The sequence below is a fragment of the Sorangium sp. So ce726 genome, from assembly GCF_051521405.1.
Lineage (GTDB): Bacteria > Myxococcota_A > Polyangia > Polyangiales > Polyangiaceae > Sorangium.
In genome coordinates, this window is the sequence record NZ_CP150349.1 from 1,068,182 (window position 1) to 1,081,056 (window position 12,875).

A 12,875-nucleotide genomic window follows, 5' to 3' on the forward strand; every position below is an offset into this window, starting at 1 on the left:
GAGCAACCGGCGCGCCAGGCGGCATCGGCCGGCGCTGCCGGGGCCGCGCTGCGCCGAGAGCAATCGTTGCGCGATGGGCGCGGGTGGAGAACGCAAGGTTCGCTCAGGTCGGCAAACGTTGCCGACCGGCCATGCTCCGGCGCAGGGCGCCTTCGAGCGAGGTGGCCGGAGACGGGTCAGGGGCCGGCGGAGAGACCCCTGCTGCTCGCGCCTGGACGCCAGCGCTCAGCTTCTGGGCCGGTGGGGCGGAGTGAGCGCCTCCGCGGTCAGTGCGTCTTTTCGGAGGACAATTCGAGCTTCTCGATCGAGCGTGGGGTCCCGAAGCCAGGCCCGCCGAGCGCGGTCTCGATCTTCAGATACTCACCCTGATGCCCAGAGGAGCGCGCGGCGTCGAGGAGGACGTCATTGCGGTAGAGCGTCACGAGCAGCCCCGCGACGACCGACAGCGCGAGCGTCAGGCGCTGCGCCCGGCCCGTCTCGCGCGCGCGAGGCGCCGCGTAGGGCGACTCGTTGAACAACTCCGGCGCCCGCGCCTCCGGCATCCACGGCGGCGAGGTGGGCCGAGACGCCGCGAGCATCGCCGCAGGCGGCGCCTGCACCTCGGTCCGCGTCACGAGATTAGGGGAGCTGTCGTCCAGCGCTCGGAGCGGCATCGTGTCGCCGAGCGACATCGGGGCGCCGAGCGGCATCGTGGAGGACATGTTCGACGCCACCGGCGTCGGATGGTCGGAGTCCATGTTCCGCCGCGCAGGGGCGCGCGGAGGCGGCGGAGGCGGGCCCCGGCGCGCCGTGCTCGGCGGAGGACCCTGGACCTGCGCAGGCTCGGGCGGCGTCGGCTCGATTCCCGCCACGACGCCGAGCGGCTGCCAGGCGGCCATCCCAGGGCGCCATATCTTCGTCGTCTCGTCGATGACGTCGAGACGAAACAGGTCGTCGAGCTTCTCCAACGTGAGCACCTTGATGTCGTCAGGCGCGATCGCGACGTGCCAGAGACTCTCGCGATCATCGGTGGCCGGAACGGGCGGCGCCGGGCGCCTGGCCGGAAGGGGCGGCGGTTTCATACAAAGTCCTCCCTTGCGCCCCCGAGGATGCCACGGCGCGAGCGCACCGTACACACCGACATGCGCCTCCGCGTGCTTTCGAGACGGTGCGGATTTTTGCAATGACTGAGGTGTGAGCCGTAGCGCTGTGACCCGTCGCGCTGGCGGGATCCTCGCCATGCCGGTATTCTCGCCGGCGATGGCGGCGGAGCATGGAGGCAGTCATGAACATCGCGGATGAGGCGATCACGGCCGGCAACAGCGCTGGATCGTCCAGCTTCCGACGCTGGATGCGCGTGATGCCGGCGCTCCTCCTCGTCGCGGCCGCCGCGTTCGTGGCGGCATATTACGTCCCGCTTCACCGCGCTCACGTGCTCTTGCTGGAAGAGCAGCGGAAGTCGAACCAGAGGGGCAAAGAGCTCGAACAGACGCTGAGCCAGGTGCGCGGGGAGCTCCAGGCGAAGACGGCGCAGATCGAGAAGGGCGAGGCGGAGCGGCAGCAGACCGAGGCCGCGAAGAAGTCGGGCGTCGAGCGGGTCGAGCAGATCAAGGCGGAGCTCGCGGGGAAGCTCGACAAGCACGTCAAGAAAGGGGTCGCGGCGGTCGCGGTCGCCGACGGACAGGCGTTCGTCGCGCTCTCGGAGAGCGCGGTGTTCCTCCCCAACACGGTCGACGTGAGCCCGCAGGGGCAAGCCCTCCTGTGCCAGGTCTCGGGCGTGCTGTCCGCGAGCGGCGGCGGCCAGGCGCCGCTGCGCGTCGGCGCGGTCAGCGGTCCTCCGGCCTCGGTACCGGCGCCCTTGCAGGCCGCCTATCCGACGCCGTGGGAGCTCTCGGCGGTCCGGGCGGCGACCGTCACGCAGACCCTCCAGGACAAGTGCGCGGTGGCAGGGGCCCGGCTGTCGGCGGTCGGGCACGCCGAAAACGACCCCGCGGCCGCCGCGCTCGGGGAGACCAAGCTGCCCCCGGGGCGCGTCGAGATCTCCATCGCGCTGCCGGGCGCCTCACCCGCGGCGAAGTGACGGTCGCGAGGGCGCTCGACGGGCGCGCCGTCACGCGCCCCCCAGGCTGGCCGCGATGATCCGGCGCAGCTCCTCCTCGACGAACCGCTGCTTCGACAGCACCGCCCGCACGCCGAGCCCGCGCAGCGCGGCCTCGCTCTGCTCCTGCGCCGCCGTCGTCAGCACCACGACCGGCACCCGGGCGAGCCCGGGCGAGCGCCTGAGCTCCGCCACCATCTCCAGGCCGCTCATGTAGGGCATCTCCAGGTCGGTCAGCACCACGTCGGGCGGCGTCGCCCGCGCCCGCGCGAGCCCCTCCCGTCCGTCGCTCGCCTCCTCCACGCGCAGCCCCATCGACCGCAGGATGCCGCAGAGCAGCTCCCGCGCGACGGGCGCGTCCTCGACGACCAGCGCGAGCGGCTCCCGCTTCTGCTCGGCGGCGGCGAAGGGCGCCTCCCGCGGCGCCTGCCGGGCGTACGCGAACAGCCGCTCCACGTCGAGGAGCAGCATCGCCTCGCCGTCCGCCGTCGGCGCCACCCCGCGCACGAGCGGCGAGGTGAAGGGCATCTCTTCCGAGCGCACGAGCGCGACCAGCCGAGGGTTCTCGTAGCGGTCCACGCTCACCGCGAACAGGCCCGCGGCGTGGTGCAGCACGAGCGCCGCGTCCCCGAGCTCGGGCTGGCCTCCGTCGCCGAGCACCGCCCCGAGCGCGTACAGCGGCGCGAGCTCCGCGTCGGCGCCGCTGGTCAGGCGCACGCGCGGCCCGTCGGGGGTGCGCAGGAGCTCCTCGTCCTCCAGCAGCACGACCGAGTGCACGGCGTGCGTGGGCACCGCGCACCGGAAGCGCCTGCTGGAGAGGGGGACCACCTCCTCGCCGTGCAGGTTCTTCGGCACCACGAGCAGGATCGTCGTGCCGAGCCCGGGCTTCGAGTCGACCCGTACCTGCCCGCCCAGCGCGCCGATCTCGCGCGCCACGATGTCGAGCCCGACGCCCCGGCCCGAGATCGCGCCGACGCTGCGGCTCGTCGTGAGCCCGTGCGCGAACAGGTACGGGATGAGCTCGGCGTCGTCGAGGGACGAGGCGCCCGGGACCGACGGCGCGAGCACCTCGCGCAGGCGGGCGAAGTCGACCCCGCCGCCGTCGTCCTTCACCTCGACCCGCACGGCGGCGTCGGTCTGGACCACGGTCACCGCCACCGTCCCGCGGGCGGGCTTGCCGCGGCGCGCCCGGACGTCCGCCGGCTCGATCCCGTGGTCGATGGCGTTGCGCACGAGGTGCAGCAGCGCCGGCTCGAGGCGGCGCTCCACGGCCGCGTCGAGCAGCCCGGTCCCCTCGACCCGCGCCTCGACGTCCTTGCCGAGCATGCGCGCCGCGCTCCGGGCGGCGAGCGACACCTGGTTCAGCAGGCGCTCGGTGCGCACGACCGACGCCCTCCGGACCACCTCGTCGAGCTCGCCGAGGGCGCGCCCCGTCGCGAACTCGTTGCTGGACCAGTCCGCCCGGACGGCGCCCAGGAGGCGCTCGATCTCCGCGCCATAGCCGAGCGTCTTCGCGATGCGCTCCGCAAATCGATCCACATCCGCACCCCGGGGGTCGATCTCGACGAGCAGCGCGCGGAGCATGCGCTGGGACTCGCGGAGCCGCCGCTGGATGACCTCCCGCTCGCCGTGGAGCCGCTGGAGCTCCTGCAAGAGCGCCCCGACGGCCTCGGCGTCGAGGGCCGCGCGGGCGGTCGGCTGGGCGGGGTCGGGCGGCGCGTCGGGCTGGTCCAGGCGCGGCGGCAGGACGCTCTCGTGCACCGCATCAGACGCTGGCACGAGCGGCGGGGCGAGCGGCGGCGTGGGCTCGCCGGCGGGCGGGCCGCTGCCGCCGAGCTCCGCGCGCGCCGCGCGGAGGGTCTCCTTCACGATCTCGAGCTCGGGCGCCGCCTCGGCGCCGGGGCTCGCCGACAGGAGCCCGAGCCCCTCCAGCGCGCCGAGGAGGCTGTCGCCGGTGAGCTGCGTGGGGCGCGCGCCGCCCCGCACCGCGTCGATGACGTCCTCCGCCAGCTCGGCCAGGTCGCCGCACGCGGCGAGCTCCAGCATGTGCGCCTCGCCCTTCAGCGTGTGCAGGAGCCGGCGCAGCACCTGCAGGTTGCCGCTCTGGCCCTGCTCGTAGCCGAGCCACAGGTCCGTCGCCTGGGCCACGCGGTCCGGCATGGTCCGGTGGAACGCGGCGACGAGATCAGCCCGGCTCCTCATCCGCGTCCGCCTCCGCGCTTTCGGGCTTGCCGGCCTTCGCCCCCAGCGGCTTGACCCGGAAGGCCTTCGCCGTCGTCTTGAGCACGTGCGACAGCTGGAGCAGCGACTCGGCCGAGCGCGTCGCGGCCACGCTGCTCGTCAGCGCGTCGTTCACCGCCCCGACGATGTCGACGATCGACGTCTTGACCCGCGCCGTCCCCTCGCGCTGGTGGTCCACCGCGTCCGAGATCTGCGCGGCGGCCGCGGCCGTGTCGCGGGCCAGCTTGATCCCGTCCTCGGTCGCGAGCACGGACGCGTGGGAGGCCGCGTGCATGTTCGCCACGAGCCTCCGGATGTCGCGCACCGAGTCCATGACGTGCTCGGACAGGCGGCGCATCTCGGCGGCCACGAGCGAGAACCCGCGCCCCACCTCGCCGGCCTTCGTGCCCTCGAGCGCGGCGTTGAGCGCGAGCAGGTCCGACTTGTCGGCGATGCTCTGGATCAAGGACAGGATCTCGCCGATGCGGTCCGAGTGGGAGCTGACGAGGCGCGTCTGCTCGGCCGTGTGCTGGACGCTGACGAGGCTCCGCTGCGCCATCTCGTGCACGGTCGCCGCGTCCTTCGCGATGTGATCCGCGCTGGCGGTCAGGGCCTCGACGGTCCGCCGGATCTCCTCGAGCGCCGCGTTCTGCTGGCTCGCGCTCGTCTCCTGCTCGCGCACCGACGAGAACATGCCGGCGGCGGCCGACGCGACCTCCGCCGAGGTGTTGCCGATCCGCGAGGTGAGCTCCTGGAGGCTCGTCACCATGGAGCGGAACGCGGCGAACAGCTCCCCGTCGCCGGTGATCTTGCACGTGAAATCGCCGCCCGCGACCCGCGCGGCCGTCTCCTGGAGCTGGCGCAGCTGGGTGTTCATCCGCTCGAACGCGCTGGCCATGTCCCCGAGCTCGTCGTCGGAGATCCTGAGGGACAGCCGGGCCGAGACGTCGCCGCGGGCGATCCGGTCCGCCGCCTCCTTGATGTGCGCCATCGAGCGCGTCATGCGCGCCGAGATGACCCAGGCGAGGCCCAGGCCGAGCAGCGCGATCCCCGCCGATTGCAGGGCGATGGTCCTGCGCGCGTCGGCGCGGCGCTCGGCGATCCGGTCGCTGCGCAGCCCGACGGCCAGCGTCCCGAGCTGGCGATCGCCGTTCCGCGACCGGATCGGGGCCTCGCTGACGACGACGCCGGCGTCGCCCCGGCCCCGCGCGCCCTCGGGCGCCTGCGGCGCGCCGATCGCGGCGATGCGCTGCCCCCTCGCGTCGTAGACGGACACCCAGCTCACCAGGGGATCGGTCATCGCGGTGCGCAGCGTGTCCGGGAAGGTCTCCGGCGGCTGCTCCAGGTCCATGGCCACGCCGATGGGCTCCTTCAGCATGGTCGCGAGGATCCCGGCGCGCTCGCGCAGCTCGGCCTCGCTCGCCCGCGCGGCGTGTTCGGGGATCAGCCACAGATCCAGCGCCGACAGCACGATGGCCACCGACGCGACGAGGGCGGCGATCTTCCAGCGGATAGAGCGAAAGTTGAGCATGGCGGGTGAGGGGCGGCGATGGCGGACGCTGAACGAGGGGCGCTGTATCGAGATCGCGAGTCGTGAACCGTGAGCCGTGCGCTGTGAACCTGCGAGCGGCGATGCGCGGTGTCCGGTGACGGACGTCGCGAGGGCCTCAGTCGACGATGCGGGCGAGCCGGAGGAGCTGCGGGTCGAAGCGGAGGCCGATGGCGTTGGCGTGCTTCACGTTCAGCAGGAGCTCGGGCTTGGCGCCCGAGAGCCCCACGGCGACGGCGCAGCCGCGCTTCGTGTCGTCGCCGTCGCCGCACACGACGATGCGGACGACGGCCCCTTCGCGCGACGGGATGTCCGGGATGGCCGCGGCGAGCCCGCGCGCCACATAGACCACCTCGGCGCCGGCGGCGCGCAGCGCCTCCTGCAGCTGGGCCCTTCCGCTGTACGTCACGCGCAGGACGGACGCCGGCCGCTTGGCCACGGTCGTCTTCGCGGCCAGCCTGGAGAGCACGGCCGCCATCGCGCTCGCGTCCTCCGCGCTCGCGCCTGACTCCGCCCCGACGACCGCGAGCACGGCCGTGCCCGCGCGGCTCGCGAACCCGCTCTCATAGCCGATCGACCGCAGGAGGATGGCGCCCCGCAGCTCGTAGGGGACGGAGGCGGCAGAGCGGCTCTCGGTGCTCACGGTCGTGAGGAGCGCCGCGGCCATCAGCATTCGAATCGACGAGATCGGAGACACCATGTTCCGCTGGCGAGCTCTGTACGATCGCGGACGGATCCTCGACGGGCGTGGCATCAGGCGACCGCGGTCCCCACCTCAGCGCTCCTTGCCGGCGAGCCGCTTGACCAGGGCCGGCAGACGATCGAGGTGGCGCTTCGAGAGGACCGCGTCCGCCTGGACCTCCAGCTTCAGCTGTTCGAGCTCCCGCTCGGAGTGCCCGGACATCAGGATGACGCTGAGCTGCCCGAGCCGCTGGTTCTTCCGGAACAGGGTGAGCAGCCGGTCCCCACGGATGGTGGGCATGAAGACGTCGAGGACGACGATGCGCACCTGGTGCCGCACGATGGCCTGCGTCGCCCCGATGGGGGAGGGGAGCGCGAGCACCTGAAAACCGGCCGCGCGCAGCACGCGAGACACCTCTTCTCGGGCGATCTCGCTGTCGTCGATCACGAGCACAGGCGCGTTCGCCGGCGCGGTTGTTGGCGTGCTCGCCGGCGCGCTCGCCTGCGACCGCGGCAGCGGGGTCGCGCTCGCCGGGGACGCCTCATCGGCCGAATCGAGCGGCGGTCTGGCCCTGGACGCAGGCGATCGGGAGCTCGGAACGTTCATGGATTCGACCAGATGCCCTGAGCTTCGCGCGTCGCCGCGAAGGGCCGAGGCGCAGCGTCGGAAGCGTCGACCAGGTGGGTCACGTCGAGGAAGGTCACTGCTCCCTCGCTGGTGTCGACGACGGCGTTCGGCGCGGGCTCCCCGAACACCTTGATGGCGGCGACACACCGCGTCTTGCCGGCGGGCAATCCCAGGTAGCCGCGCGCAGCGCGGCAGACGACGATGCGGAGCGGGGTAGCCGCCGGCTCCGCGAGGACGGGCGACACGATGACGATGATCCTCCCCCGGTCCTGGAGGATGCCCATCACCCGGGGGTCGGTGCGCGGCAGCGGCATGGGGGCGCGCCACGCGATCACCTCTTCGACCTGCTGCGCCCTCAGCGCGAAAGTCACAGCGCCCAGTTCGAAGAGCAGGAAATCGACAACGGCCCTCTCGCGCAGGCCCTTGTCCGGGGTGTCGTCGAGCAGATCGTGACCCTGGCTCATTGCTTCGGACAAGGTGTCCTCGATTTATCACAAGGGCAGACGCCAGGGAGGTGCATTCGTATCGGGCTGCGCGGTGTCAGGAGATTTCTGACGTCGGTTCTGCTGTCGCTGTCGTGCGCGCGCGGCGTGCGCGTGCGCGCCGCCTTCCCGCGCAGGCCGGCGGCGTCAGTATGACGCCTCGACCGAGGCGCCCACGTAGGGGCGACCGGTGGTGATGATCAGCCGGTGCGAGGCGTAGGACGGTGGAGGGACCTTGTTGAAGGTGAGGTTCTTGCCGAACACGGAGACCCAGACGCGCTCGATCGGCGAGAAAGACACAGAAGCGTCGAGGTTGAACGCCGATCGCGCCGCCAGCTGATCTCTGGGCGGCAGCTCGTCCGTGTCGTGGGCGGGCGCGTCCCTGGAGCCGTGGCTGTTCATGCCAGTCCGGAAGGTCGCGGCGAGCCCGGCGGTGAACCGGCTAGCGCTGTAGCTCAGGTGGCCTTTGACGAGGTGGATGGGGTAGTTGGCCCAGGTCTCGCCGTCCCAGTTGGTCAGGATGTTGAGCTCGCTCTCGGCGCCGAACGGCTTCGACACGCTGTACCAGAGGTCCCCCGTGAACCCGCCGCCGAGGTCGCCGATCGCGCCGATCTCGCCGCCGAGGGCGTCGACGTCCGCGGTGCTGTTCGAGAAGCTGCCCCACCAGCCGCCCGCGGACGGGTGCCTGGGGTTGTGGGCCACGTGCTCCTCGAAGTCCCCGGGCCGCACCTGATCCCACGACACCCAGCCGAGGGTATTCTTGTAGCGCTCATAGAAGACCGCGACGTCGAGGGCGAGGCGCTCGTCGAGCAGGCCCACGATGTAGTCGAGCTCCACGAGGTGGGAGGACTCCGGAACGAGCGAGGGCAGCGGCGCGATGGGCTCGTCCTCGAAGGCGGCGTTGAATTGCTCGAGCCAGTTGAAATAAGCGGCGTCCGGGAAGCGGAAGCCCTTCTGGTAGGACAGCTTGATGTTCTGCGTGTCGCTGATCGCGTAGGCGGCCGCGACGCGGTAGGAGGGGCTGTTCACCGGCTCGGGCTCGCGCGAGAGGCCCCCACGGAGGTTCAGCTCTCCAAATTCGGTGTGATCGAAGCGCAGGCCCGCGGAGACGGTGAGATCGTGGAAGGTGGCCGTGCTCTCGCCGAAGGCGGCGAGCTCGGTCCACGAGAAGCTCTCCGGGGACTCGAAGGCGGTCCCGTAGAGCCGTCCCCAGCGGGATCTCTGGCCGTTGAAGCGCTTGTGGCTCGCCGACGCGCCGATCGCGATCTGGCTGTTCGGCAGCGCCGTCGTCTTGTAGACCGCCTTGATGTCCCGGTGCTCCTCGCCGAGGCCCCCGACCGGCAGGATCCCTCCGCCCGGGACCGGATTGGACGCCTTCGCCATCTCGTCTACGACCCAGTCGGCTGCGACGAGGGCCGTCTCGAAGGCCGAGAAGGTCGGGACCAGCTCGACCTTGTGCTGCTTGGACAGGTGGACGTGGATCTCCGGCGTGACGGCGAACGTCCTCTGTCGCACATGGCCGGTGTTGCTGTCGGACCACTGGCCCGCGAGCTGCTCGCGGGTCAAGGCCCTGTTCGGGGCGTTGCCCATCATCGACGTCTGCGCGTAGTCGAGCCGCAGATCGACGCTGACGGGGCTGCTCTCGGAGCCGTAGCGGAAGCGGCCGAAGCCCTTGTAGCTCGGCTCGCCGAGGGCGTTGACGCGCGTGGTGTGCAGGAAGGGAGACGTCGTGACGGCGGCGTAGGCCTTGCCATACAGCTCCGCCGTGTTCGGCCGGGGCGCCTGGGGCAGCTCTCCTTCGTTGTCGGCGTGGCCGAAGTAGAGGAAGCAATCGGCGTTGTGCTTCTCGCTGAGCAGGCCGCCGTAGCTGACCTCCAGGGTGCGCGTGTCGCCGGAGGCATACGACGCCTTGCCCCAGAGCCCGGGGCGGGTGATCCCCGTGGGCCTGAGGACGTTGACGAAGCCGCTGATCGCGCCGGAGCCGTGGACGATGGCGCCGGGGCCAAGGATCACCTCGACCCGCTCGATGTCTCCGGTGAGGGGCACGGCCAGCGTGCTCCCGATGGCGCCGAAATGGGCGCGCATGTTCGTGTTCACGCCGTCGACCATGACGAGCGTCTTGGCGTTGTTGTCGATGAGCACGCCGCGCACGCCGATGAGGCGCGAGGTGCGCTCGTGCTCGCCGATCAGGACGCCGGGCTGGTGGGCTTGCAAGAGGTCGTCGAGGGAGCGGACGGCATAGAGCTTCAGCGTCCGCGCGTCGTAGAGGCGCGCCTGCCCGGTCGACGTCTTGCTCTCGGTCTCGAAGAAGCCAGTCGACGAGACCTTCACGTTGAGCAGCTCCTCGAGATCGAGCGAGAGGAACTGCCCCTGACCGCCGTCATCGCCGCTGGCCAGCGCCTCGCTCCCCGGGGTCTGCGCCCAGGAAGAGCCCGCCGCCCCGAGAGGGCACAGCAGCGAGCAGAGGAGCAAAGCCGACTTGCGCATCGATTCCCCCACGTGCGAGCGCCGGGCAGGGCGCACAGGATCGGGGCGAGCCGGCGTGTCGATGGCCCGAGGTCCTGGAGCACGCCTGGACCGCCGGCGATGGCTGTGCGTGGCGACGCCAGCGGGAGCGCGCTGCCCGGTCTCCCCCACGAGTCTGCAACGAATCTGTTCGCTGACTTGCTGTATTGCGCGAACATCCCGATGTTACACGAATGCCCGGATGCGTCAATGACTGTCCTGAACGCTCGACGTGGAGGGCCGAGAGCCCGCCGGAGCGCTCTCCAGAGGGCATCCTGGGAGCGGGAGTTGCTCCCTGGCGCGACTCGATGGGAGCTCGATGTGAGAAGGTGTGGTGTTCCCCGGGAGCCGGCCGCGCGGGGGGGCCGGCGTCAGCGCCCGGCGATCCAGTAGTGGAAGGCGTGGAATCCAGCGCCGCGGCGCAGGGCGATCGCGATCGGGGCCGGCGTCGAGAGGCGCGCGGCGGGGAGGGGCAGCGCCCGCTCCACCCACGGTCCACGCGGCACATCGACGGAGCCGATCGCCTCGCCCGCCACGGAGACGGCGAGCTCGGCGCCGTCGTCCGAGGCCACCCGGAGCACGAGGCGCGCCTCGGCGGGGGGCGCGGCGAGGTGGGCGACGAAGCGGTCGGCTGTCCGGTGGTACCGGCCGCCGTCCGCGAGCGCAGGGCGCGCGGGGTCGAGCTCCCCTGGCGCGCTGCTCTCGGGCGCGGCGAGCGCGATCGCCATGTTGCGCTGGTCCGCGAGCGGATCGAGCGCATAGGCGTGCGCCGCCTCGGACTCGAGGTCCGAGACGTCGAGCTCGTCGAGGATCCGCTCGCCGGGCACGGACCGCACCGGCAGCGCCCCTGAGCCGAGGAGGTCCCAGCGCGCCTCGTAGGCGATCATCGTGGTGCCGCCGAGGATGGCCTGGTCCTCGACGGTGGCGTCGACCAGCTCGCGGCCCAGCACGGGCGCGCACGCCATCCAGTGCGGGTAGACGATGAAGTGGGTTGGCCGGCGCTCCGGGGGCAGCTTCTCGTAGTGCTCGAACCTGGAGCCGGCGCCGGCCACCCAGTAGCGCGCCTCCCCCTCGGTGGTCAGGCCCACGACGTCGAAGGTCCTGCGGCCGCTGAAGTAGGCGAGCGCGCCCGTGTCGTTGACGCCGATCGTGGCGTCCTCCGGCAGGTGCTGCGCGGCCCAGCGGCCGAGCCAGACCTGCTGCCGATCGATCGCGCGGGCGGAGTTGGCGAGGTCGTTGATGGCCCACGGCAGCCGCGAGGCCAGGGCGCCGGCGAACGCGCCCGCGAGGAGGGGCGTCACGTAGTGGAGCGAGGGCCGGAGCCGCTGGGCGGCGTCGCCGAGCTCGCGCGCGAGGCAGGCGGCCATGACGATCCACGCTGGCGCGAAGGGCCAGACGTACCGCACGCGGTTCCAGAGGAAGCTGAGGTACGTGCAGGGCAGCAGCGCGCCGAGCGCGAGGGCGCCCACGATCGCGGCGTGCGCGGGGCGGCCCCTCCGGTGCGCCGCCACGGCGAGCGCGACGGCGCCGAGGGCGATGACGGCGGCGGAGCCCTCGGGGAGGAAGACGGCCGTCCACTGGCCGCCGTCGATCACGTCGGTCACGAGCAGCCGGACGTTGTCGAGGAGCGCGGACCTGAGCGTCGGTCCGTCGTAGTTGGGGTTGCCGATCAGCCACTTGACGGAGGTCGTCGATGAGGTCGGGTGGCCCGCGAGCAGCTGGTTCAAGGCCGGCACGACGAGCGGACCGAGGAGCGGCGCGAGGGCGATCAGGCGCCCGGCGGAGCGCCGGAGAGCCTCGACGCCGCGGGAGCGCGGTGGAGCGGAGGGAAGCGGCGCCGGGAGCGGTGCTGGAGGCACAGCGCGTGACGCCGAGAGGGCGAGCGCGAGCGCGGCGAGCAGGGAGGCGAGCGCGCCCTCCGGGCGGAGCAGGGGCGCGACGAAGCCGCAGAGCGCCAGGGAGCGGGCGATCGAGGCGGTGTGCGGCTGCGCAGAGGCGGTGTGCGGCTGCGCAGAGGCGGTGTGCGGCTGCGCAGAGGCGCTGGGCGGCTGCGCGGAGGCGCTGGGCGGCTGCGCGGAGGCGCTGGGCGGCTGCGCGGAGGCCGCGCTGTCGGTGGCGGGCTCTGGCGGTGCCGGCTCGCAGAGCGTGGCCGCGAGGCGGGCGGTGCGGGTGAGGATCCAGGCGAAGGCGACCGTCTCCATCCCGCTCCAGGCGAACCACGCGAACGCGGCGAACCCGGCGCACATCGCGCCTGCGCCGGCGGCGGCCGCGGGGCCGGCGAGGGGGCGCGCGAGGCGCGCGGTCTCGACGGCGAGCGCGGCGTGGAACACGAGCCCGAGCGCCCAGACCGCATAGACGAGCGAGAGATCGCGCAGGCCGAGCGCGTGGAAGGGGGCGAGCAGCACGGGCCAGAGCAGGCTGGTGGCGCCGCTCGAGTAGCCGTCGCCGGCGACGAAGCTGAAGAAGCCGCCCTCGGCGAGCCGCCGGGCGTACTGCATATGGATGAACGCGTCGTCGAGCGGCAGGGCCGGGCGCCCGGCCTGCGCAACGATCGCCCTGATGCAGAGCGCGCCGAGCGCGCCGCTCGCGGCGAGGGCGGGCGCATAGGGGAGGGCGCGCGCGGCGAGGGCGCGCAGCCGGGAGGGGGCCGGAGGTGCCGCCATGGGGCCCGACGCATACCACCGTGCCGCCCGGGGACAGCGATTTCGCGCGCCGGGTGGCCGGCGGATTTCC

9 protein-coding genes are annotated in these 12,875 nt (G+C 72.5%); 1 reads left to right on the forward strand and 8 read right to left on the reverse strand.

Annotation, left to right across the window (positions count from 1 at the left end; translation table 11 throughout):
* Positions 1-266 precede the first annotated feature (266 nt).
* Positions 267-1,061 carry a DUF4339 domain-containing protein gene (locus WME79_RS03970; protein ID WP_437532097.1) on the reverse strand — a complete coding sequence of 265 codons (795 nt, stop codon included), beginning with the start codon at positions 1,059-1,061 and terminating at the stop codon, positions 267-269.
* 203 nt (positions 1,062-1,264) lie between these two features.
* Here WME79_RS03970 and WME79_RS03975 point away from each other — a divergent pair, with 203 nt between their 5' ends.
* Positions 1,265-2,059 (forward strand): hypothetical protein, encoded by a 795-nt coding sequence (locus WME79_RS03975; protein ID WP_437532100.1) that lies wholly within the window; start codon positions 1,265-1,267, stop codon positions 2,057-2,059.
* A gap of 30 nt (positions 2,060-2,089) precedes the next feature.
* Here WME79_RS03975 and WME79_RS03980 read toward each other — a convergent pair whose 3' ends face one another.
* The 7 genes from WME79_RS03980 to WME79_RS04010 all read right to left on the reverse strand — a co-directional run bounded on the left by WME79_RS03980 (position 2,090) and on the right by WME79_RS04010 (position 12,805).
* A complete protein-coding gene (locus WME79_RS03980; RefSeq protein WP_437532102.1) occupies positions 2,090-4,279 on the reverse strand; it encodes a hybrid sensor histidine kinase/response regulator in 2,190 nt (729 codons plus the stop codon).
* Positions 4,263-5,828, reverse strand: coding sequence for a methyl-accepting chemotaxis protein (locus WME79_RS03985; RefSeq protein ID WP_437532104.1), 1,566 nt, complete (start codon positions 5,826-5,828; stop codon positions 4,263-4,265). Before WME79_RS03985 ends, WME79_RS03980 begins: the two co-directional genes overlap by 17 nt.
* 136 nt (positions 5,829-5,964) lie before the next feature.
* Positions 5,965-6,546, reverse strand: coding sequence for a YfiR family protein (locus WME79_RS03990; protein ID WP_437532106.1), 582 nt, complete (start codon positions 6,544-6,546; stop codon positions 5,965-5,967).
* Between the two features lie 75 nt (positions 6,547-6,621).
* Positions 6,622-6,975 (reverse strand): response regulator, encoded by a 354-nt coding sequence (locus tag WME79_RS03995; RefSeq protein ID WP_437532109.1) that lies wholly within the window; start codon positions 6,973-6,975, stop codon positions 6,622-6,624.
* A gap of 155 nt (positions 6,976-7,130) precedes the next feature.
* Positions 7,131-7,631, reverse strand: a complete 501-nt coding sequence (locus WME79_RS04000) for a chemotaxis protein CheW (RefSeq protein ID WP_437532112.1) — start codon at positions 7,629-7,631, stop codon at positions 7,131-7,133.
* 153 nt (positions 7,632-7,784) lie between these two features.
* Positions 7,785-10,124 carry a TonB-dependent receptor gene (locus tag WME79_RS04005; protein ID WP_437532115.1) on the reverse strand — a complete coding sequence of 780 codons (2,340 nt, stop codon included), beginning with the start codon at positions 10,122-10,124 and terminating at the stop codon, positions 7,785-7,787.
* A gap of 389 nt (positions 10,125-10,513) precedes the next feature.
* Positions 10,514-12,805, reverse strand: a complete 2,292-nt coding sequence (locus WME79_RS04010) for a hypothetical protein (RefSeq protein WP_437532117.1) — start codon at positions 12,803-12,805, stop codon at positions 10,514-10,516.
* Positions 12,806-12,875 lie beyond the last annotated feature (70 nt).